The sequence below is a fragment of the Nonomuraea sp. NPDC003709 genome, from assembly GCF_040610775.1.
In the GTDB taxonomy this organism is placed as follows: domain Bacteria; phylum Actinomycetota; class Actinomycetes; order Streptosporangiales; family Streptosporangiaceae; genus Nonomuraea; species Nonomuraea angiospora_A.
In genome coordinates this window covers 1-22,375 of sequence record NZ_JBEXMW010000037.1, presented here as the reverse complement: position 1 = coordinate 22,375, position 22,375 = coordinate 1, and the positions used below count along the sequence as shown (strand labels likewise).

Annotated in this window: 18 protein-coding genes; 7 read left to right on the top strand and 11 right to left on the bottom strand. The window is 68.4% G+C overall.

What is annotated here, in order from left to right:
* Positions 1 to 108: 108 nt before the first annotated feature.
* Positions 109 to 759 (top strand): hypothetical protein, encoded by a 651-nt coding sequence (locus ABZX61_RS58720; RefSeq protein WP_355210151.1) that lies wholly within the window; start codon positions 109 to 111, stop codon positions 757 to 759.
* Between the two features lie 44 nt (positions 760 to 803).
* Here ABZX61_RS58720 and ABZX61_RS58715 read toward each other — a convergent pair whose 3' ends face one another.
* Together ABZX61_RS58715 and ABZX61_RS58710 are read right to left on the bottom strand one after the other, a co-directional pair.
* A complete protein-coding gene (locus ABZX61_RS58715) occupies positions 804 to 1,412 on the bottom strand; it encodes a response regulator transcription factor (RefSeq protein ID WP_355210148.1) in 609 nt (202 codons plus the stop codon).
* On the bottom strand, positions 1,409 to 2,524 hold the full coding sequence (locus ABZX61_RS58710) for a GAF domain-containing sensor histidine kinase (protein WP_355210145.1): 1,116 nt from the start codon (positions 2,522 to 2,524) through the stop codon (positions 1,409 to 1,411). Before ABZX61_RS58710 ends, ABZX61_RS58715 begins: the two co-directional genes overlap by 4 nt.
* Positions 2,525 to 2,618: 94 nt before the next feature.
* Between ABZX61_RS58710 and ABZX61_RS58705 the strand changes: the two genes are divergently transcribed.
* The 4 genes from ABZX61_RS58705 (at position 2,619) to serB (ending at position 6,313) form a co-directional block, all read left to right on the top strand.
* On the top strand, positions 2,619 to 3,275 hold the full coding sequence (locus ABZX61_RS58705) for an SDR family oxidoreductase (protein WP_355210142.1): 657 nt from the start codon (positions 2,619 to 2,621) through the stop codon (positions 3,273 to 3,275).
* Positions 3,272 to 4,282 (top strand): S-adenosylmethionine:tRNA ribosyltransferase-isomerase, encoded by a 1,011-nt coding sequence (locus ABZX61_RS58700; protein WP_355210139.1) that lies wholly within the window; start codon positions 3,272 to 3,274, stop codon positions 4,280 to 4,282. The genes ABZX61_RS58705 and ABZX61_RS58700 overlap by 4 nt, the downstream gene beginning before the upstream one ends.
* 101 nt (positions 4,283 to 4,383) lie before the next feature.
* Positions 4,384 to 4,920: a hypothetical protein gene (locus ABZX61_RS58695; protein ID WP_355210136.1), complete on the top strand. Its 537-nt coding sequence runs from the start codon at positions 4,384 to 4,386 to the stop codon at positions 4,918 to 4,920.
* A 169-nt stretch (positions 4,921 to 5,089) separates the two neighbouring features.
* Positions 5,090 to 6,313 carry a phosphoserine phosphatase SerB gene (gene serB, locus ABZX61_RS58690; RefSeq protein ID WP_350739638.1) on the top strand — a complete coding sequence of 408 codons (1,224 nt, stop codon included), beginning with the start codon at positions 5,090 to 5,092 and terminating at the stop codon, positions 6,311 to 6,313.
* A gap of 160 nt (positions 6,314 to 6,473) precedes the next feature.
* Here serB and ABZX61_RS58685 read toward each other — a convergent pair whose 3' ends face one another.
* The 4 genes from ABZX61_RS58685 to ABZX61_RS58670 form a co-directional block, all read right to left on the bottom strand.
* On the bottom strand, positions 6,474 to 6,947 hold the full coding sequence (locus ABZX61_RS58685) for a histidine phosphatase family protein (RefSeq protein ID WP_355210133.1): 474 nt from the start codon (positions 6,945 to 6,947) through the stop codon (positions 6,474 to 6,476).
* 567 nt (positions 6,948 to 7,514) lie between these two features.
* Positions 7,515 to 9,830: a sodium-translocating pyrophosphatase gene (locus ABZX61_RS58680; RefSeq protein ID WP_355210130.1), complete on the bottom strand. Its 2,316-nt coding sequence runs from the start codon at positions 9,828 to 9,830 to the stop codon at positions 7,515 to 7,517.
* 1,432 nt (positions 9,831 to 11,262) lie between these two features.
* Positions 11,263 to 11,682 carry an ATP-binding protein gene (locus tag ABZX61_RS58675; protein ID WP_350739630.1) on the bottom strand — a complete coding sequence of 140 codons (420 nt, stop codon included), beginning with the start codon at positions 11,680 to 11,682 and terminating at the stop codon, positions 11,263 to 11,265.
* 1 nt (position 11,683) lies between these two features.
* Positions 11,684 to 12,034 carry an STAS domain-containing protein gene (locus ABZX61_RS58670; protein WP_043629845.1) on the bottom strand — a complete coding sequence of 117 codons (351 nt, stop codon included), beginning with the start codon at positions 12,032 to 12,034 and terminating at the stop codon, positions 11,684 to 11,686.
* Between the two features lie 409 nt (positions 12,035 to 12,443).
* Here ABZX61_RS58670 and ABZX61_RS58665 point away from each other — a divergent pair, with 409 nt between their 5' ends.
* On the top strand, positions 12,444 to 14,897 hold the full coding sequence (locus tag ABZX61_RS58665) for a DEAD/DEAH box helicase (RefSeq protein ID WP_355210126.1): 2,454 nt from the start codon (positions 12,444 to 12,446) through the stop codon (positions 14,895 to 14,897).
* Between the two features lie 271 nt (positions 14,898 to 15,168).
* On the opposite strand, the gene ABZX61_RS58660 is transcribed toward ABZX61_RS58665, so the two are convergent.
* On the bottom strand, positions 15,169 to 16,806 hold the full coding sequence (locus ABZX61_RS58660) for a hypothetical protein (RefSeq protein WP_355210123.1): 1,638 nt from the start codon (positions 16,804 to 16,806) through the stop codon (positions 15,169 to 15,171).
* An 806-nt stretch (positions 16,807 to 17,612) separates the two neighbouring features.
* Between ABZX61_RS58660 and ABZX61_RS58655 the strand changes: the two genes are divergently transcribed.
* Positions 17,613 to 18,353, top strand: a complete 741-nt coding sequence (locus ABZX61_RS58655; RefSeq protein ID WP_355210120.1) for a class I SAM-dependent methyltransferase — start codon at positions 17,613 to 17,615, stop codon at positions 18,351 to 18,353.
* Between the two features lie 29 nt (positions 18,354 to 18,382).
* Here ABZX61_RS58655 and ABZX61_RS58650 read toward each other — a convergent pair whose 3' ends face one another.
* From ABZX61_RS58650 to ABZX61_RS58635, 4 genes are all read right to left on the bottom strand, one after another.
* On the bottom strand, positions 18,383 to 18,739 hold the full coding sequence (locus ABZX61_RS58650) for an Rv3654c family TadE-like protein (protein ID WP_355210285.1): 357 nt from the start codon (positions 18,737 to 18,739) through the stop codon (positions 18,383 to 18,385).
* 37 nt (positions 18,740 to 18,776) lie between these two features.
* The gene (locus ABZX61_RS58645) at positions 18,777 to 19,169 is read right to left on the bottom strand and encodes a TadE family type IV pilus minor pilin (protein ID WP_355210117.1); all 393 of its coding nucleotides are present in this window, start codon (positions 19,167 to 19,169) and stop codon (positions 18,777 to 18,779) included.
* Positions 19,166 to 19,651 carry a DUF4244 domain-containing protein gene (locus ABZX61_RS58640; protein ID WP_355210114.1) on the bottom strand — a complete coding sequence of 162 codons (486 nt, stop codon included), beginning with the start codon at positions 19,649 to 19,651 and terminating at the stop codon, positions 19,166 to 19,168. Before ABZX61_RS58640 ends, ABZX61_RS58645 begins: the two co-directional genes overlap by 4 nt.
* A 492-nt stretch (positions 19,652 to 20,143) precedes the next feature.
* Positions 20,144 to 20,383: a hypothetical protein gene (locus tag ABZX61_RS58635; protein ID WP_355210111.1), complete on the bottom strand. Its 240-nt coding sequence runs from the start codon at positions 20,381 to 20,383 to the stop codon at positions 20,144 to 20,146.
* Positions 20,384 to 22,375 lie beyond the last annotated feature (1,992 nt).

Sequence of the window (22,375 nt, the reverse complement as noted above, 5' to 3'; positions counted from 1 at the left end):
CAAACCACCCCAGGTCACGAAAGATCATCGCTCTTTGCGAAAAATTTGCCCTACGCAATAATCGTGGAGATGATCGGGGATTTCCAGCACCGTACGGGGAGCCGTCATATGCGCAGAAGCTTCAGCCTGTTCTTAGCCGGCGGTCTGGCCGCCGCGCCGCTGGCCGTACCCGCCCCGGCGAGTGCGGCCGCCGCTGCCTCCCCCACCACCGCGGCGGTCGCCCGGTTGAAGCCGTACTCCAGCTTCAAGATCTCCGTCACGCCCAGCGGCCGCACCAAGCGCGGCGGCAAGATCACGTATTACGTCCGCGCCAAGAACCTGGGCCCCTACTACGCCGACTACTACTGGATCGGCGGCCAGGTGCCCAAGGGCGTCGTGCCCACCCTGCGCTGGGGCGCCGCGAAGGGCACCAAGTGCACCTGGGAAGGCCGCTGGTTCTGGTGCTGGGGCCCGCTGCGGCTGGAGAAGGGCAAGACCGACTGGCTCAACTTCCAGGTGACGCTGAAGAAGGGCACCAAGGGCACGGCCACGGCGCGGCTCGGCGTGATGTCGTTCGACGTCGACCAGGGCATGGAGAACATCGACGAGGAAGAGCTCAAGCGCCTCGGCATCAAGGGCTACTACTGGCTCAAGAAGGTCAACACCAAGATCGTCTCCCCGCCGCGCCGGCCGGGCCGTAGCTGGTCGCCGCCCCCGCCGGTCAAGACGTACAACCCGCCCGCCAGCCACGAAGAGAGCAACAAGAAGAAGGACACCTGACCTTCACCCCAGGCCGCCTCCGCGGAGCGGAGGCCATAAGCGCGCTACCCCAGGCCGTGCCGTACGGCGTACAGCGCGGCCTGGGTGCGGTCCTGGACGCCCAGCTTCATCAGCACGTTGGAGACGTGGGTCTTGACCGTCTTCTCCGCAACGGCCAGGCTCCTCGCGATCTCCCGGTTGGACCGGCCGGCCGCGATGAGCGCGAGCACCTCGCGTTCGCGGTCGGTCAGCGGCACCGGCGGGCCGTCCGGCGCCGACAGCATCGCCTCGGCGGCCTCGGGCGCCAGTAACACCTGCCCTCCGTGCACGGATCGCACGGCCTGCACCAGCGCGGTCGGATCGACGTCCTTGTAGAGGAACCCCGACGCCCCCGCCCGCATGGCCGGGCCGACGTCGGACCGGTCGCTCACCGACGTCAGCACGACCACCCTGGTCGCCGACCCGGCCAGCCGTTCGAGCGTGCCGAGCCCGTCGAGCACCGGCATCTTCAGGTCCAGCAGCAGCACGTCGGGCGCCAGCTCCCCGACCAGCTCGACGGCCTGCGCCCCGTCACCCGCCTCACCGACGACCGTGATGTCGTCCTGCAGGTCGAGGAACGTACGCAGCCCCTGCCGCACCACCGGATGATCGTCGGCGATCAGCACCCGGATCAAACGCCCACCTCCACACGTACCGTGGTCCCCCTGCCGTGGGCCGACTCGACGGTCATGGCCCCGCCCACGGACTCCGCCCTGTCTCGCATCGACACCAGGCCCAGGCCGCGCGACTCCGCCTGTTCGAAGCCGTTGCCGTCGTCGCGCACGATCAACACCAGCCTGCCGTCCGCGTACGCCAGGCGCACGGAGACGCTCGCGGCCTCCGCGTGCCTGAGCGCGTTGTGCAGCGCCTCCTGGGCCACTCTGAGCACCGCCACCTCGACCTCCGGGTCGACCGGCGGCAGCTCCAGGCACTCGAACGTGACCAGGGACGGGTGGAGCCGGTCCAGCAGGCGCACGTGCTTGCGCAGCGTCTCGGCCAGGCCGTGCCGGTCGAGCTCGGCCGGCCGCAGCTCGACGATCACCGCCCGCAGCTCGGACAGGGCCTCCCCGGCCAGGCGCTGGACGCGTTCGAGCTCGGCGGCGGCCTGCTCGGGCGCCCGGTCGAGCATGGCGGAGGCGGCCTGCGCGGTGAGCCTGAGCGAGAACAGCTTCTGCGTCACGGCGTCGTGCAGCTCGCGGGCCACCCGGTTGCGCTCCTCCAGCATGGCCAGCTCGCGCCCGCGCTCGTAGAGCCTGGCGTTGGTCAGCGCGATGGCCGCGTGCGCGGCGAACAGCGTCAGCAGCTCCTGGTCGGCCTGCGTGAAGCCGCCCGGCGTGCGCTTGTTGGCCAGGAAGATGATGCCGAGCACCTGGTCGCCGTCGCGGATCGGGACGCCGAGGAAGTCCTTCATCACCGGGTGGGCCTTCGGCCACCACTCGAACCTCGGGTCCTTGCGCAGGTCGGGCAGCCTGACGGGGCTCCCCTCGCGGAGCATCGCGCCGAGCATGCCATGCTGTCTGGGCAGCGGCCCGATCGCGTCCCACTGCTTGTCGGTGATGCCCTCGGCGACGAACTCGCCGAACGACCCCTCCTCGTCGGGCACGCCGAGCGCGGCGTAGCGGGCGTCGAGCAGCCGTTGCGCCGAGCGTACGATGACCTGCAGCACCTCGCGGACCGACAGATGGCGGGTGACCGCGAGCACCGCGGAGCTCACCGCCTGCAGGATCTCGTCTCGGTCGGAGGTCACGGCACCCAGCTTATGGTCCTAGGACGATGTGCCCAGTCGGCGGCGGGACTTCGGCCCGATGTGCGCAGCCCGCGGCGTTCCTAACGTCGGCACCATGACGAACACCGCACTCATCACCGGCGCTTCCCGCGGTCTCGGACTCGCCCTGGCGAGGTCTCTGGCGGGCGCCGGCTGGAACCTCGTGCTCACCGCCCGCGGCGCGGACGACCTGGAGCGGGCCGCGGCCGAACTGGGCGCCGTCGCGATCCCCGGCGACGTGACGGAGCCCGCGCACGTCGAGCGGCTGGCCCGGGCGGCGCCCGAGCTGGACCTGCTGGTCAACAACGCCAGCGACCTCGGCGTGACGCCGCTGCCGCCGCTGGCGGGCTACCCGCTGGAGGCGTTCAGGGTGCTGCTGGAGACCAACGTCACCGCCCCGCTGGCGCTGATCCAGGCCACGCTGCCCGCCCTGCGCGCGGCGGGCGGAGCCGTCGTGAACATCACCTCGGACGCCGCCACGGGCGCGTACGAGGGGTGGGGCGGCTACGGCGCCACCAAGGCGGCCCTGGAGCAGCTCTCCAACGTGTTGTCGGCCGAGGAGCCCGCGGTCCGGGTCTGGTGGGCCGACCCCGGCGAGATGAACACCCGCATGCTCGCCGACGCCGTGGGCGCCGACGAGGCCGCCGGCGCCACCGACCCCGCCAAGGTGGCCGCCGCGCTGCACGACCTGGTGCGGTCCCGTCCGGCCAGCGGCAAAGTGAGCCTGCAATGACCGTCGCGCTCGACTTCGCGCTGCCGCCGGGCCTGTCGGCGAGCGAGCCGCCCGAGGCGCGGGGGATGTCCAGGGACGCGGTACGCCTGATGGTCTCGCGCGGCGACCTCGCCCCCTCGCACCACCACTTCGTCGACCTGCCGGGGCTGCTCGACCCCGGTGACCTGATCGTCGTGAACAACTCGGCGACCCTCCCCGCGGCCGTCCGGCTCGACCGCCTGGCCGTGCACTTCTCCACCGCCAGGGAGGACGGCACCTGGCTGGTCGAGCTGCGCCGCCGTACCGCCACCGCCTCCGAGCCCTACGGCGGTGGTGAGCCCGGCGAGTGGCTGCCGCTGCCGGGACGGGCCACGCTGCGGCTGATCGAACGCGAGACGCCGCGTCTGTGGCGGGCGTCGCTGGACCAGGAGGTGGAGCCGTACCTGGGGGCGCACGGGGCGCCGATCCGCTACTCGTACGTGAGCGGGGACTGGCCGATCGAGGCGTACCAGACCGTGTTCGCGACCGTGCCGGGGAGCGCGGAGATGCCGAGCGCGGCGCGGCCGTTCACCGCGGAGCTGGTGACGGCGCTCGTGGCGCGCGGGATCGGGATCGCGCCGATCACCCTGCACACGGGGGTGGCCTCGCCGGAGAAGGACGAGCCGCCCTACGCCGAGCGGTACGAGGTGACGGAGGCCACGGCGCGGCTGGTCAACCTGGCGCGCGAGAGCGGCAACCGGGTGGTGGCCGCGGGCACCACCGTCGTACGGGCGCTGGAGACGGCCGTGGGGGCGGACGGGCTGGTCAGCGCGGCCGCCGGGTGGACCAGGCGCATCGTCACGCCCCAGAGCGGCGTACGGGCCGTCACGGGGCTGATCACCGGGCTGCACGAGCCGCGCTCCAGCCACCTGCTGATGCTGACCGCGATCGCGGGCGAGACGGCGCTCGCGCGGGCCTACGGGGAGGCGCTACAGAACGCATATCTGTGGCACGAGTTCGGTGACACGCACTTGATTCTGAAGAAATAGTCTTTACATAGATTTTGCCAACATGATAGGAACAGCGGGCATTTACGGGGGCTTCAAGTGTGTGCGCCTCCCCGTGACCACTTCCTCACCGGAGACGTTTAATGCGTAACCTGACCAAGGCCGCGTCGCTGGCATTGCTGGCGGCTGCCCTGCTTGTCCCGGCTGTTCCGGCTTCCGCTTCCACCACGACGGCGGCCGACGAGCCGTTCTCGGTCTTCGACGTCAAAGTGAAGGCTGCCAAGACGGCCAAGGCCGGCGGCAAGCTCAACTTCGGCATCATCGCCACCAACAAGGGGCCCTACCAGGCCGACGCCTACTTTGTCGGCGGCGAGTTCCCCAAGGGGGTCGACCTCAGGCGGATCATGTACCGCACGAGCGTCAAGGGCACCGAGTGCGGGCTCGAGGGCCGCGCGTTCTTCTGCTTCCTGCCCAAGATCCTGGAGAAGGGTGACTCCATCTCCCTGATCTTCGAGACCAAGCTCAAGAAGACGGCGACCGGCACGCAGACCGCCAAGCTCGGCGTGATCTCCTACGACGTCCAGACGGGCATGGAGAACATGAGCAAGGAAGAGCTCGACCGGCTCGGCATCCCCGAGCACGGCTACGTGAAGACCGTCAAGACCAAGATCGTCCGCTAGTCCGACGCTCTTCGCGTCCCTTGGAACGTTACGGCCGATGAAATGTTGTCCGTACGTCCACGGGACATTCACCTAGGTGTCACCTGCTAGAACAGTCACGGTCGCGCCCGCGCCCGAATGCCCGCCCTGCTTCGCGAGCATCGGGCCGGGCGCAGTACCGTGACTGGATGTGGACCAGCGCAGCCTCCTGATCACCCTGACCGGCCCCGACCGGCCCGGCGTCACCTCGCGGCTTTTCTCCGTTCTGTCTGCCTTTCCAGTGACTGTGGCGGACATCGAACAGGTCGTCATTCGCGGCCGGCTCACGCTCGGCGTGCTCGTCACGTACGCCGGCGGCCCCCCGACAGGCACCGGCACGACCCTCGGCGCCATGTGGACCGCGGTCGAGCAGGTGGCCGAGGACCTCGGCATGGAGGTGGAGCTCTCCACCGGCTCCCAGACCAAGGAGCAGCGCCGCCGTGGCCGCCTGTCGGTCAGCGTGCTGGGCGCCACGCTCCAGCCAGCCGCCATCGCGGGCATCGCCGGGCGCATCGCCGCCGCCGGCGCGAACATCGACCGCATCGAACGCCTCGCCCAATGGCCCGTCACCTGCATCGAACTGTCCGTCTCCGGCGCCGACCCCAGCTCGTTGCGGGTCGAGCTGGCGGCCGAGGCGGCCGTCCTGGCGGTGGACGTGGCCGTGCAGCGCACCGGCCTGTCGCGGCGCGCCAAGCGGCTGATCGTCATGGACGTCGACTCGACCCTCATCCAGGGCGAGGTCATCGAGCTGCTCGCGGCCCACGCCGGATGCCTGGACGAGGTCGCCAAGGTCACCGAGCAGGCCATGCGCGGCGAGCTCGACTTCGCCGAGTCGCTGCGGCGCCGGGTGGCGCTGCTGGAGGGGCTGCCGGCCGAGGTGTTCGAGGAGGTGCGCAAGGAGGTCGTGCTCACGCCCGGCGCCCGCACCCTGGTTCGCACGCTCAAGCGGCTCGACTACCGCTTCGCCATCGTCAGCGGCGGATTCACGCAGATCACCGACGGGCTCGTGGAGGAGCTCGGGATCGACTACTCGGCGGCGAACGTCCTCGAGGTCATCGACGGCCGGCTGACCGGTCGCGTCGTGGGCGAGATCGTGGACCGGCCGGGTAAGGCGCGGGCGCTGGAGCGGTTCGCGAAGGAGGCCGGCCTGCCGATCTCGCAGACGGTGGCCATCGGGGACGGGGCCAACGACCTCGACATGATCGCCGTGGCCGGGCTGGGGGTGGCGTTCAACGCCAAGCCGGTGGTACGGCAGGCGGCCGACACGGCGGTCAACACTCCCTACCTCGACTCGATCCTCTACCTGCTGGGGATCTCCAGGGACGAGGTGGAGGCGGCGGACGCAGAGGACGGCGCCACCCTTACCGCAGGCTGACCCTCACCCGACCATGCCCATCCTGGGGCCCCAGGATGGGCCCTCCAGCCCTCCAGCCGGCTCCAGCGCCCCTGGGTGGGCCCTCGGCGCTCCTGTGGGCCCTCAGCGCTCCTGTGGGCCTTCCGCGCTCCTTGGGGTCCTCCGTGCTCCTTGGGGTCCTTCAGCCCTCCTGCTCCTTAGGGTCCCAGAGCGTCACCAGGCGCCCCTCACCCATCCAGAGCTCATCCCAGTCGGGCTCCACCTCGATCACCGCGAACGCGCCCGGCCGGAACACGTACTCCCCTCCGGCCAGCCCCACGGCCAGCTCGTGCACGCCCGGGTTGTGCCCGCACAGCACCACGGTGCTCGCCTCGGGATCGACCCGGCGGACCAGCTCCAGCAGCTCATCGGGATACGCCTCGTAGATGTCCCGCTCGTAGCTGATCTCCACCTCGGGAAAGGCGATCTCGGCGGTGCGCCTGGTCCTGAGCGCCGGCGAGCACAGCACGACGTCCGGATTGAGCCCGGCCGCCCGTATCTCGTCGCCAGCCCGCTTGGCGTCCCGCTCGCCCCGCCCGGTCAGCGGCCGCTCCCGATCGGCCAGCCCGGGAACGTGGGCGGCCTTCGCATGCCGCAGCACAATCAAGGTCCGCACCAGATCACCCCGTCCTCGAAGCCCAGACGGCCAGCCCGACGATCACGGCCAGGATGACGAGCATCCCCAGCAGAATGAGGCCCAGGGTCTTCCCACCGCTGGGCTGCTTGTCACCTTTCACGCGCCCAGTTTCCCACCGAGCCACCCCGCCCCCACGCCCGCCTTCACCCCCACCACCCCACACCCTGCCGCCGGGTCCGCAACCCGCAGGCCCATACACCCGCACCCGCCGCACGCCGCGCAGCACGTACCGCGCGATACCTGCACGCCCGCCGCCAAGACGCCCGCTTTCCACGCGCCGCAGACCGCACCTACCCCGGCCCCGAATCGCCCGACGAGCCCGCTCATCCCGTTCGTCCGCGCAGGTCCCACATCGACGTCCGCGCCCCCCACCTCACCCCCTCGCCGCACCTCATCCCACCTGACGAGACACCCTCGACCGCGTCGCCCGGCGCAGGAACCGACGACCGGCGGCCCCGAACGTCCGAAGGCCCGGAGGAGCCCGGAAAGACGAGACGCCCGCCCCTACGCAGTAGGGCGGGCGTCTCTCCAGGGTATTGCGGCGTGTTACGAGGCCACGGGCTGGTGCTCGCGGTTGTCGTTGTTGGCCGGTTCGGTGCTCACGGAGCGCCGCTTGGACACCACGATGGCCACGACCACCACGGCCACCGCCACCACCGTGACGCCGATCCGCAGGGCCGGGTTGCCCGCATACAGCACCACCGCGGGCGCGACCAGCAGCGCCACCAGGTTCATCACCTTGATCAGCGGGTTGATGGCAGGCCCGGCCGTGTCCTTGAACGGGTCACCGACCGTGTCGCCGATGACGGTGGCGGCGTGCGCCTCCGAGCCCTTGCCACCGTGGTGACCGTCCTCCACCAGCTTCTTGGCGTTGTCCCACGCGCCACCGGAGTTCGACAGGAAGACGGCCATCAGCGTGCCGCACGCGATGGCCCCCGCGAGGAAGGCGCCCAGCGACGCGTACCCGAGGGCGAACCCGACCGCGATCGGCGTCATGACCGCCAGCAGACCGGGCGTGGCCAGCTCGCGGAGCGAGTCACGGGTGCAGATGTCCACGACCCGGCCGTACTCCGGCGTCTCCGTGCCGTCCATGATGCCCGGCTTGTTGCGGAACTGGTCGCGTACCTCGAAGACCACGCGCATCGCGGCCCGTCCGACCGCCATGATCGCGAGCCCCGAGAAGAGGAACACGACCGCGGCCCCGATGATCAGGCCGACCAGGACGTTCGGCTGGTCGATGCTGAGGCTGAAGGTGGCGAACTCGCCGAGCGCGGACTTGACCGCCCCGCTCGCCTTGGCCAGCTCGCCCTCCACCGCGGTGCGGAAGGCGCCGAACAGCGCGGTCGCCGCCAGCACGGCCGTGGCGATCGCGATGCCCTTGGTGATGGCCTTGGTGGTGTTTCCGACCGCGTCCAGGCTGGTGAGCACGCGGGCGCCCTCGCCCTCGACATCGCCCGACATCTCGGCGATGCCCTGGGCGTTGTCGGAGACCGGCCCGAACGTGTCCATGGAGACGATGACGCCGACCGTGGTCAGCAGACCGGTGCCCGCCAGTGCCACCGCGAACAGCGCGATCGTCACGTTCCCGAACCCGAGCAGGAACGCGCCGTAGACCGCGCCGCCGATGACCAGGGCGGAGTAGACGGCCGACTCCAGGCCGACGCTGATGCCGGCCAGGATGACGGTGGCCGGGCCGGTGGCCGAGCTCTCGCCGATCTCGCGTACGGGACGGCGGTTGGTCTCGGTGAAGTAGCCGGTCAGCAGCTGGATGGCGCTGGCCAGCACCAGGCCGATGAGCACCGCGCCGATGGCGATGAGCCGCGGGTTGGCGTCGGACTGCTCGGTGGCGCCGGTCAGGCCGCTGAAGCTGTCGGGCAGATACAGGAACGCGGCCACGGTGACGAGCACCGCGGAGATCGCGGCCGAGATGAAAAAGCTGCGGTTGATCGCCGACATGCCGTTGCGGTCGCGGTCGCGCATTCCGGTGACGAAGATGCCGATGATCGCCGTGATCACGCCGACCATGGGGACGATCAGGGGGAAGACCAGCCCCTGCTCGCCGAAGGCCACCTTGCCCAGGATGAGGCTGGCGACCAGCATGACCGCGTACGACTCGAACAGGTCGGCCGCCATGCCCGCGCAGTCACCGACGTTGTCGCCCACGTTGTCGGCGATGGTCGCGGCGTTGCGCGGGTCGTCCTCCGGGATGCCCTGCTCGACCTTGCCGACCAGGTCGGCGCCGACGTCGGCGGCCTTGGTGAAGATGCCGCCGCCGACTCGCATGAACATCGCGAGCAGCGCCGCCCCGAACCCGAATCCCTCGAGCACGCCAGGGGCGTTGCCCTGGTAGATGAACACGACCACGGCCGCGCCGAACAGGCCGAGGCCCACGGTGAACATCCCGGCCACGCCGCCGGTGCGGAACGCGATGCGCATGGCGCGCTTCTCGCCCGAATCGTTGGCCGCGGCGGCGACACGGACATTTCCGCGCACGGCCAGCCACATGCCCATGAACCCGGTCAGCGCGGAGAAAACCGCACCAACCACGAAGAAGATCGAACGTCCGACGACTACGTCCGTTTCCCCCGGTAGCAGGAGCAACAGGATAGGTATTGCGACGACGAAGATCGCCAATGTGCGAAACTGGCGCGCCAGATAGGCGGCGGCGCCTTCTTGTACGGCACGCGCGATGTTCTGCATGCGCTCCGTGCCTTGGCCGGCGGACAGCACTTCGCGCACCAGGCCGCCTGCGACGGCTAGTGCGATCAGTGCGACCGCGGCGACCACGATCACGATGGTGAGATTGTTTCCACTCAGGGCCAGATTGGACGCTGGCTCCGCTGCCAGCATGTGCCTGCTCATCGTTCTCCTCGGCAAGACCGGTCGTCCTGCCCGGGCGGTGCTGCAGTTTTCCTCGGCGGGTGTTGCGGCACCATCCGGGTTGTGGGTGCCGCTTCCGGTTGAATCCGCGTTCCGCCGGATCACCTTGGCCGGTGCCGGGAGTCTACGCAGGCACTGAACGGATATGAAGGCTCTCGAGGTGGCTATTTGTGCGCGCGTCCAGTAATCCCCTGACAGCGGGCCGGTTTGCGGCCTGACAGGCGAAATTTCCCCGGGTTTAAGGTCATGAAAACCTCCGGATAGTGCCGGACCGAAACTTGGGCCGCCTGGACCGATGCTGGAGGGACCTGAGAGGCGGAGGCCGACCACCGAAACGACCGCCCACCATGGTCACCGTCACCTGCCACCGCCACCCGACCACGGCACCACCGCCCAGGACACGGCACGCGGGCCCCCTACCCGCGACCACCCCACCGGGCCCCCGCGGACACGGCCACATCAAGGGCCCGCCCGCGCCGCGAACCGCACCTCATCCGACGACCGGAATCGCCCACCGCCCCCGTCGCCTGGACCCGCCACGCGACGACCGGAACCGCCGTCCGCCTTGTGCGCTCATTCACCCACATGGCCACCCACAGCGCGGCCGCATTCCCTCCAGAGGCTCATTCACCCCGCATGACCGCCCCACGCCACGGGCGTGTTCACGCCATACGACCGCCCCACGCCACGGGCGTGTTCACGCCATACGACCGCCCCACGCCATGGGCGTGTTCACGCCATACGACCGCCCCACGCCATGGGCGTGTTCACGCCATACGACCGCCCCACGCCATGGGCGTGTCAGCCCCCACGAGCCGGTCCACGCCGCCGGGGCCTTCGTTCCGCGTGGCCGTCGCGCTATGGCCGGCCTCGCCACATCCCGCAGGGCCGCTCGCCTCGCGAACCCCCCTTGCCACGCGACCGCCCCACCACGAACCCGCCACTCTACGAACCCGCCCACTCCGCGAACCCGCCTGCCCGCCCACCGAGCCCACCCATAGGACCGTCCTCCCCGCGAACCGTTCGCCCCGCGCGACAGCCGGCCCACGAACTCCGTCCGCCCGTCGGGGCCACCCGTAGCGACGACTCCGCCCCACGAACCCACTCACCCCACGCGAGCCCACCCACAAACCCGGTTTGCCCGTCGGGGCCACCAGTGGGGCCGACTCCGCTCCACGAATCCCGCTCGCCCCGTAGGGCCGGCGGAAGGCGGAAGCCACGGTGCCCGTGCGCCGTGACGGTGGCCGGTCACGTGCGGGTCAGCGGGCGTCTCCCTGGAGGCGCTCAGCCACGTGCGGCGGGTGGCGCCGCCCGTGCTCCGCCGTACAAGATGGGGTTTTTGAGCACAGAACAGCCGCACGCCGGGCGCCACAAAGGGACGCCCGGCGGAACGAGGCGGGACGGCGGAGCCCGCTCAGACCTTGGCGGTCGCGGGCCAGCTCATGCGGATGTTCGTGCCCTTCGGGCTGGGGAAGATCTCGACGTCGTCGGCCAAGCCCTCGATGACCGCGAGGCCGAAGCCTGACATGAACGAGTCAGAGAGCATGCCCAGATCGAGGGGTTGCTCCTGCTTGATCTCATCGCTGGGGGCCTGGTCGCTGACCGTGACTTCGAAACGCCCGGAGTCGTCACGCAGCTCGATGCGGATGGGCTCGCCCGGACAGTGGACGCGGTGCGCCTCGACTGCCCGGGAGCAGGCCTCACCCACAGCGAGCCTGACCTCGTCCAACAGGGACTCCTCCACGCCGGTGCGGCGAGCGATCGCCGTCGCCACCAGCCGCGCGGTCCGCACATGGGCGGGAAGAGCGCTGAACGTCAGCTCGACGGTAGCCATGCTACTTGTCTTTGCCGTGAGCTTCCTTGGCCTCGTCGACCGAAGCGTAGATCCCGAAGACCTTGGTCAGACCGGTAATCCGGAAGATCTTCAGGATGCGCTCCTGCGTGCAGACAAGCTCGAGCGAGCCGTCGTGCGCGCGAACCCGCTTGAGCCCCCCGACCAGGACGCCAAGGCCCGTGGAGTCGAGGAAGTCCACCTTCTCCATGTTGACGAGCAGGTGGAAGTTGCCCTTGTTCACCAGGTCGATGAGGAGCTCACGCAATCTCGGCGCCGTGTAGACATCGATCTCACCCTCGACCTCCACGATGGTGAGTCGGTCTTCGGTGCGGTGATCCAACTTCAGATCCACAGATCCTCCAGCGCCTCGCCTGCGAAACTACTCTCTTGGGACTGGCAATCTGGAGCGTGGCCCCAGATCGTCCGACCCTGACGCGCGGCATTCAACCATGCGTCTGGCTTGTGTCTATACGAAATCACGATTCCCGGCGACTTTGCCCATCGATGCAAGACTGGAAACAGTGACTTCCTCCGCATCCTCCCCACAACAGGCGGGTCCACTCCTCCGCCACCTGCTCGGTGTTCCCGCACGTCATGAGCGTGTCACCCATGTGGAGCATGTTCCAGCACGTCGGGCGGGTCAAGCGGGATGGCCCAAATGGACGCCAGAAGTACTTGTTACGCGCTTGGCGAACCGCGGGGTGACAGGACTCTGGCCTCACCAGTACGAGGCCGCCGACCTGGCATTTCGTGGCCGAAACGTGATCATCTCAACGGGTACGGCGTCCGGGAAGTCGCTGGCGTACCTCACTCCCGCCGTCGCCTCCTGCCTCGACGGCGGCACGATCCTCTACCTGACCCCGACCAAGGCCCTGGCCGCCGACCAACTGCGCGGCCTGCGCGAGCTGCGCATCACCCAGCTCCGCGCGGCCTGCTTCGACGGCGACACGCCGTTCGAGGAACGTACGTGGGTGCGCCAGCACGCCAACTACGTCCTGACGAATCCGGACATGCTGCACCGCAGCATCCTCCCCCGCCACGCTCAGTGGTCCTCGTTCTTCCGCCGGTTGCGCATGGTCGTCATCGACGAGTGCCACGGCTACCGCGGCGTCTTCGGCTCCCACGTCGCGCAGATCCTGCGCCGCCTGCGCCGCGTCTGCGCCCGTTACGGCTCGCGCCCCACGTTCCTGCTCGCATCGGCGACCGCCAGCGAGCCGGGCGCGTTCGGGATGAGGCTGACGGGGCTTGAGATGGACGAGGTGACCGTGGACGCCTCGCCCAAGGGTTCCACCACCATCGCGCTGTGGGAGCCGCCCCTGACCGAGCTACGGGGCGAGGGAGGGGCTCCTGTACGGCGGACGGCCACGGCGGAGGCGGCGGATCTGCTGGCGGACCTCGTCCTGGCCGACGTCCGCACGCTCGCCTTCGTACGTTCCCGCCGCGGCGCCGAAACGGTCGCCCTGACGGCCCGCGCCAAGCTCGCCGACGTGGCCTTCTCCCTCTCCACCCGCCACCCCCGCCCCTCCACCCCCCGCCGGCCGAACCCAACCCCGCCGGAATCGGACCCCACCCTCAACCACCAGCCGGGCACAGCGGAGCCCGCCGACACCACCCAGCCGGGCCTGCTGGAAACGGACCTCACCACCCACCACCGACCACCCGCCCGCGCCACCCCGCCGGAAGCGGATCCCGCTCTCAGCCACCAGCCGGGCGCAGCGGAGCCGGCGGGCCCCGCCACGCCGGAACCATCCCGGACCACCAGCGGGCTCTCCGCGACAACCCCGGCGGTCAGCACGTCAAAGCATGAGGGCCCGGCAGCCGAGCCGGCCTCGGAGAGCTCCCTCAGGTGGGCACTCCCAGACGCCCCCGCCCAGCCGGACTGGACCGACCTCCCCAACAAGATCGCCGCCTACCGAGCCGGATACCTCGCCGAAGACCGCAGGATCCTGGAGAAGGCCCTCCGCTCGGGCACGATCATGGGCCTGGCCACCACCAACGCCCTCGAACTCGGCGTGGACGTCTCAGGCCTGGACGCCGTGCTGATCGCGGGCTGGCCCGGCACCCGCGCCTCCCTCTGGCAGCAGGCAGGCCGGGCGGGCCGCGACGGCCAGGACGCGCTCGCCGTGCTGATCGCCAGGGACGACCCCTTGGACACCTACCTCGTCCACCACCCCCAGGCCCTGTTCGGCCAGCCTGTTGAGGCGATCGTCCTCGACCCCGACAACCCGTACGTCCTGGGCCCCCACCTCTGCGCCGCGGCCGCCGAGATCCCGCTGACCGACGACGACCTGCCCACCTTCGGCATCACCACCTCAACGGTCCTCGATGACCTGGTCTCCCAGGGGCTGCTCAGGAGGCGCCCCGCGGGCTGGTTCTGGACCAGGCGGGAGCGTGCCACCGACCTCGCCGACATCCGAGGCGGCGGAGGTGCACCCATCCAGGTCGTGGAGTCGTCCACCGGCCGCCTCCTGGGCAGCGTGGACGAACCGTCCGCGCACACGACGGTGCACACGGGCGCGGTCTACCTCCATCAGGGCGAGACCTTCCTGGTGGAGCTTCTGGACCTGGAGGCCGGGGTCGCCCTGGTGTCCAGCGCGACTCCGGATTTCACGACGTTCGCTCGCGACATCACCGACATCTCCATCCTCGCCACCCAGCGCTCCCATCCCCTGGGCCCCGGCACGCTCCACTTCGGCGAGGTGGAGGTGACCCGGCAAGTGGTCTCGTACCTCAAGAGACGCCTCCAATCTGGCGAGATGCTCGGCGACGAACCCCTGGACCTGCCACCCCGCACCCTCCGCACCCGCGCCGTCTGGTGGACGCTCCCCGCCTCGGCGGTCGCGCCGCTCGCCGAAGCGGGCATCGACCTCGGTGGCGCCGCCCACGCCGCCGAACACGCCTCCATCGGCCTGCTCCCCCTGTTCGCCACCTGCGACCGCTGGGACATCGGCGGCGTCTCCACCGAACTGCACGCCGACACGGGGCTGCTCACCGTCTTCGTGTACGACGGCCACGAGGGCGGGGCGGGTTTCGCCGAACGCGGCTACGCCCGTGCGGCCGAGTGGCTGACCGCCACGCGCGAAGCCATAACCTCATGCGAATGCGAACGCGGCTGCCCCTCCTGCATTCAATCCCCGAAATGCGGCAACGGCAACGAACCCCTCGACAAACGAGGCGCCGTCCGCCTCCTCAACACACTGCTGTCGCCTCAGTAAAACGCCAAGACATCCACGCAAGAACTGCCACCGATCGCGCGCCACCTGGCGCGCACTTTTCCGCGCGAGCGAGCGCCTGCCGCCCGTAAACATCGGGTCCGCCGGACCCGTCAGCCCGAGCACCCGGAACCCTCCGAAGCTGCCGTCCCGAGCACCCGGAACCCTCCGAAGCTGCCGTCCCGAGGACCCCGAACCCATCTCCACCTGCGCTATCGCACGCCAACCCAGACCTCGGGCCCGGTCGATCGATAAGCCGAATCAAATAGCCGATTCAGCTTTCGCCGTCTCTATGCCGAGGACCCACAAAAGCGCGTGCCTCGCCTTCACCCTTGCCATCATCTTCGCCGGACCAGAAATCGGCCGCACCCGGCTGCGGACGTTCCCAAAATCCGCTGTCCTCCATTGACCGAGGAGACGGCGGCAGATAATCATCCCAGCGATCCTCCATCCGCGCGGCGGGCCGAACGGGGGATACGTCGGGCTCGGGGACATCCGTGACCGCGGAACTGGGCAAGGTGATGCGAACTGGCCCCTGGCGGGTTTCCGGAACGTCTCGCACCTCCTCCACCGCCCCGAACGCGGCGGAAGCCTCCTCACGCTTCCGGTCGAGCGCGGGCGGCGCCGACGACCGTTCCGGAGTTACCCCTTCGGAACTCTCATCTGACACCAGCCGCTGATCCCGGGACTGATCGGGAACCCGAGTCTTGGCGACGGCCAGGATCACGGCGGGCCGCCGTCGGGGCGGGGCCGTGGTGACCGAAACGCTTTCGTTCGCGTGAGCGGCCTGAACCCCGCCGACCGGCGACGTGCTCACACCCGTGGTCGCTGCGGCCGTACCAGGCGTGGAGCTCTCACCCGTGGCGAGCGCCCGCCGCCGTGCCCAGGCCCCCGCATGAGCGCCGAACAGCAGCAGGAGGACACCCGCTGCGACGTAGAGGCCGTACTGGCCGAGGTTCCCGATCGGTGACTCGCTCGACTGCGCCTTCACATCGGGCTGGACGGGAGCGGTGTCCGCGCCACTTTTCGCGTCGGATGGGCGCAGACCGCCCCTTTCGTCGGCCGTGGGGATCGGCAGGTTCCCGTTCGGGTCGGCGTCGGGTATTTCCGGAAGCTTGGCTGTCGTCCGCTTGTGCGTCGTCGGCTTCGTCGTCGGCAGGGTCTGTCTCTTGGCGGGCAGCGTGGGGAGCGGGTCGACGTTCTTGGTCGTCTTCGGGGTCCGGGTGCCGGCGGTCTTCTTCTTCGTCGGCGTGGGCGTCGGCGCGGCGGGGAAGGCGACGTACGCGGCGGCCGAATTGCCCGAGCCGATCGACCCGCCGTCGCCGTCACCCCTGAACGCCTTGACCGTGAACCCCACCTTCTGGCCCTTCGCCTTGGCCGGCACGGCGAGCACCGCCTGGCACGTGGACCCGGCGCACGCGCTGTCGGCGGGCAACCTTCCCACGATGCCGGACTGGCTGTTGGAGACCTCGTACGACTGCAGGTCAGGCTCCGAACCCTTGCTCCAGGTCAGCCGAACCTTGGCGCTGCCCTGCCGGGTCGCGTTCACGTTGCCCGGCGCCTCGGGCGGCCGCCGGAGCTTGAACGTGCTGCTCGCGTACCGGCTCCCCGTGAGCTCTCCCTTGAGGGTCACGGTGAAGGTCCCGTTCGGGGCGTTGCCGGCGTCGAACGTGCCGGAGATCGTCTGGCTCGCTCCCCCTCCAGCGACCTTCTGGCTGGGTGTGGAGGGCCCCTCGACGTAGAGGCCCATGGTCAGCTGCATCACGCCTGTTTGCGCGGAAACGGTCACAGACGAGCTCGAAAGCACCTGGCCGTCAGCGGGCGAGGTGATCTGCCCGGACGTGTCGGCCCGCCAGGTCACCGCAGCGGCCTGAGCGGTCCCGCCAAGCGCGATGGAGCCGGCCACGATCATCCCTGTGGCCACCACTCTGCCGACTACCGTCACGACGCTTCCCTCCATCGAGAGCCTCGCGCCGCCTGACCACCCCTGGGGCGTTCACGCGACGACCGGAAGTGCAGTCCGCCCGGCCGATACGGTCACCGACCGTCCCCGTCCCCGCACCCTAGCGACTTCGCTCCGGCGCTCACAGGCGCCTTGTCACATACGGCATGGACTGAGGGTAAGCGGAACCTTACGGTACATACACAACTCTTGGACACCACGTCTAAGAACTCGTGACTGGATCGCGACCTAGCCCCGCAATCCCCAACCGCCGCACCTGTTTTCAGTCGATCAGTCGATTCATTCGCGCGTTTCACATCAACCGAAATGTCGCCATTCACCACATTTACGCCCCAGCGACCATGCCACCCATTCGCCAGCGGAGCACACCCGGTCGCCCGCGCCCACGAACGCGAAGAGGACGGTGCAACGGGGCAACTCGCCTGAAGCGGACCTCAAGCACAGACCGACCCCCAGACACAGACCGACCTCAGACACAGACCGACCTCAGACACAGACCGACCTCAGACACAGACCGACCTCAGACACAGACCGACCTCAGACACAGACCGACCTCAAGCACAGACCGAGAGCGATCTCGGCCCTCGCACCTGCTCCTCAGCCAACAACCGACCTCACCTTCGCGCCCGACTCCCCACTCACCCACCTCCCTCCTTCGCCATCAGCTTCCACGCCAGCCAGCCCGCCCCACCCTCCGTCACTAGATCCTCGGCAACGAGGCCTCCGACAGGGTCACCGATCTACACTTCGGGGCCGTGGCTGAATCCAAGCGCGGTGGGTCCTTCTACGACGCACCCCAAGTCGTCGGGCGGTACCTCGATCATCGGCATAGTGGCGTGTCGAGCCCCAACCATGTGATGGAGGAACCGGCTTTCCTGGCGGAACTGGGCGAGGTCGCAGGGCTTCGGGTGTTGGACCTCGGGTGCGGGGATGCGGCCATCGGACAAGTCCTGTCGGATGCCGGCTGTCGTAGCTACCTGGGATTGGACGGCTCCGCGGCGATGGTCGAGGCCGCCAACGCGGCGTTAGGCGGAACAGCCGGCCGCGTCGAACTGGTTGATATCGAGGACTTCTCCGCTCCGCCCTCTTCGTTCGATCTGGTTGTTTCGCGGCTGGCTTTTCACTATGTCGAGGATATCGAGCCGGTGCTGGCCGCCCTCCATGGATGCCTCTCACCCGGCGGACGCATCATTTTCACGGTCGTTCATCCGGTTCTGACCTCGCACGACTCCGGCGTTCGGGAGAAGCGAACGTCCTGGGTTGTGGATGACTACTTTCTCCAAGGGCCGCGGGAAAGGGAATGGATGGGCAGCACCGTCACGTGGTTCCACCGCACTGTAGAAGATTATGTTGTCGCGCTCACGAAGGCAGGATTTTCGCTGACCTCGCTGCGCGAGTGTGCACCTCACGAGGATCGCTTCGCCGGGGATGCTGATGAGTTGGCCCGTCGGCGTCGCGTTCCGTTGTTTCTCCTGCTCTCCGGCATGCGCGCTTGATCACTAGGCGTGTACGCCACCGACGACGATCAAGGAGCCATTTCCGCTGGACCCGCCCGAGATCTGGCCGTGAGCGTACGGGGGCCTAATACCGGTAGTGAGATCGACAGCGAAGCCCAAACATTGGCGATTTCGTCAGTGATTTTGCATTGGGTCAGCTTCACGCCGTTCTGGCTGGCCAGGGTAGCGGCTCGGGCGCAGGCGGTTTCTGGATTGATTATCGCTAGTTTGGCCGCGGCAAGGGCGCTCAGGTCGGCAGCACTGTTTACGCGATGGCGTGCCACACGTACCGAGCCCAGCGTAGCGAACGCCATGGCCACCGCCATCAGAAGACCCATGAGAGCAACACCCCAGAGTGTGGCTGAGCCCTTTTCTTTAGTATTGATGCGGACCTCCTCGCCTGCCGGGCTCGTTTGCCTGTGGTTATGGGGAATATCCGGGCTCGGTGTCGGCGACAGCCGTGGCGGATATTTGTACTGCGGGCAATGATTGGGCCCAGGATGGTCGTACTTCCACAGTGATCTGAACCTTTGTGGTTTCCGTGTCGCGGGTTACGGCTACCTGCGCACCCGGGCGGGTGGCCGTACGGGCTCGGATGATGACCTGGTCGAGGGGCTCGCCCCTGGCCGCGGCTCGCGCTGCCGCGCGGGCCACGTCCACGCACTCAAGTTGGGCACTGACGGCTTGGACGGCCCACAGCGCGGCTGCGAGGACGACCATGAGCGCGGGCAGCATCGCGGCGGTCTCGGCCGTGACCGAACCCCGCGATGCCGACCGCTTCCTGCCCAGGGAGGTCCGCGCTTGGCGGACGGTCATCCGGTGGTGGTATTGAGTGCTCGATCGATAAGGGATTTCAGCATTTCCTGGACCTCTGGACTGCTCACCACCTTGAACAAAAGTGCGGCGAATGCGCAGGCCGCAATCGTGCCTACTGCGTATTCGGCTGTGGACATGCCGCGCTCACGGTTGACCGTCGCGTAATGGAGCCATCGGTAGGCTCGCGTCGGAACGGGGCGGGTGGCGAGCCCGGCCGCGGCCGGCTCGGATGATCCGTTTTGCCTGCTCGCGCTGCTCTTGAGCGGGGTCGAGGTTTCCCTCAGAGACTTGGTCGAGGTCTCCCCTGACAGCCAGGCGGTCTGAGCAGTGGCTTCTGCGGCGGTGTTGAGGACTGACGGGGCGCTTCGGGTGATGTGGATGCGGCTGAGTGAGAACTTGCCGACCGTTTTGTTGCTCGATGTGGTGTGACTGCGTTCTGGGGTGGCTTTGATGGCGGCTGGCATGGTGGCGGGACTGTGCATCGTGCCTCCAGGTAGTGCTCGGAGCCGGGGTCTTGTCCGGCGGGAGTCCTTAGGTTGGCCGAAGCAGGGTCGCAGGAGAGGAACCGAACGGCATTCTGTGGAGGACGTTGAGTTTTCCACAAGCAGGGGGTTGACCTGGGCCTTTGCGGTTACGCAGTCACGTACTGGACTAGTTGGCCCGCGAGTGGCCCGTTGTTCACGTTTTCGCAGGTCGGATCACTATCGGTGATCGTTTGCCCTGATAGGGCCGCCTCGATGCAGCGGCCAGCCGTGCGGCAAGCGCCAGGCGTGCACCCGCGCGTTCTCGCTCGAAGCGATGACCAGATCCATCAGCCCTCGCCCTCGGACTCACCCGCCGCCGAAGCGACCGAGTTGCGCGCGGCCCCGAGCGGGTTACGCCCCCGCATACCCGCCATCGACTCACCCGCCGCCGAAGCGACCGAGTTGCGCGCGGCCCCGAGCGGGTTATGCCCCCGCGTACCTGCCATCGACTCACCGGCCGCCGAAGCGACAGGGGCGGCCGCCGCCCCGTTGATCGGGACCACGGCGGTCGCGCTCCAGCAGCGCATCCCACCGTCCTTGGCCATGCCGTAGGCCAGGCCCCCCACCCGCCGGCATGCCCGGCACCAGGTGATGCTGCGCCCCCTCCAGGTTGAACTTGACCATGATGGAGTCGTTGCCGTCCATCGCCAGCAGCTTCACCACCATGGCCGGCTGACCGTCCTCGGTCACCTTGACCTTCTTGGTGGCGAAGTCCTTAGCCGCAGCGGGCGCGGACGTGACCGTGAACCCGAGACCGCTCGTGTCGATCGAGAATCACATCCGTACCTCCCAGCATCTGGGGTGTCCCGGTGACACTCACGATGCCAGACCATAATCAAACACATGTTCGATTTATTCATTGCCATACCCGCACGGCATACCAGCGACCCCAGCACCCTGGGGGCGTGCTACGGCCGCCCCTCCTCCCGGACCGGAGCCGCTCATCACCGTTCCAGCATGGCCCGCGCCACCGAGCCGCAAAGGTTCGGCCACGAACCCCTCTGAGGGGAAATCCGGGGAAGGTGTCGAGGACTCATTGGGTTTACGGTTGCGAGAAGGGGTGCCTATGTAGGTATCCATCCGGCATCGGGCGCTCTCCCCAGCCGCGATTCGCATGGGGGATCACTATGGCTATCCGCAACTATCTCGCCGGCGCGTCTATCGGCCTGATGCAACCCGGGCCAGGAGACGACTGGACGCACAGGCAGTCACGCCGCCGCTCCCGACGACGCGGCTACCGCCGCTGAGCGAACCAAAGCGAACCAACAAGTCAGGGCGCCCACAGGGCGCTCTGACAGCTTGAGCACCCCGAGCGCTGCGTGATGACCTTCCCTATTACATCAAGCCCGCCCGGCCGAGCCGGGCAGGCACTCCCGCGGGGATGATCTTGATGGGGCGATAGCCCGCCACCCACCCCTCACTCTCCCGCGTAGCCACTCTCATTACTGGACTGTGAACACACCACACCGCAGCACTTGCCACCCAACACGCCCGCGTGCTTTGGGGCTCCTGCAAGATTGCTGTCATGCAGTACACGCGATTGCGTTAGAGCAGGTCAGGAGGGCATACCTCGATGCTTGGTATGCGGGCGATCTGCTGTGACCGGCCGGACGTACGGTGGAAACATGGCCAGGACCCGCCGGTTCCGGCAGTGCGGGCGGCCGTTACACGTCACGACCAGAGCTGACACACGCTCCTGCGGCCCCTCCATGATCAGATGTCGCGCCACTCAACCGCAGCACGGTTGGCGTGGCCGATCGTGACGCTCTCCCACAGGCGGCGCGGCCCGCTCGCGCTACCGTGGAACGCCCGACCGCCCGCTCATCAACACCGAGCAGCAGCGGATCCAGCCTCGGGGCCCTGAGAAGGAACTGAACTCACCAGCACAACAACTAATCGTCACGTGAATAGGTATCTGAAGGGTCCAAAGAAACCAGTTGGAGGGTCTCATTGCCGACGTAGTACGAGCCACCATCCTGCATGAGCCTGAACATCTCGGCGAAGAGCATAGGGGGAGCATCCGGCCATATGAGCGCCCCTGACGCCAAGACGGCTACGGTGCCGCCCGCCTGGGGCACCGCGTCGATGTAGTGGACCTTGTGCTCAAGCTCCTCGCCAAGGTAAACGTACTCGTCCAGGTACTCTACGATGGCCGCTGGGCCTACTTTGACGTCATTGCCAAAGGTCAGAACCGAGCTCCCGGTATAGGCTCCCGAGACCCGGGCGATTTGCCTTGGCCGTTGAGTAATAGGACTCGATGAACTGTTTGGCAACGGATCCATAGTCTTCGCCCACGGTCTTCCTTTCAATTACGTCTCAGTACGGATCCCTCATGCTTGGAGGGCTGGAGAGTTCTGGCAGCACAGCCTCGGCTGGACGTCACTCCGCCCCTACCGATGGTAACGATCATCCTCACCCCAACCCCCAGCCGCTCACGCCGTAGCGGGTACACGCCGCCACCCCGGTTCCCGCCCGGATGGCCACGGCCACGGGACGCGCCGGCCGGACCGCCATCGGGACTGCGCGCGGCGCTGACGAGCCGTGCTCGCCCTCGCCGTCCGGCAGGCAGGCAGGCAGGCAGGCTGAACCTAAAGGGTGTTGCAGAAAGTAGTTGAGCGGGCATCTTCTGTGTATGAGTGGGGTGTTACGGGCTGATCCTTTGTGGGTGGAGACGTTCACTGG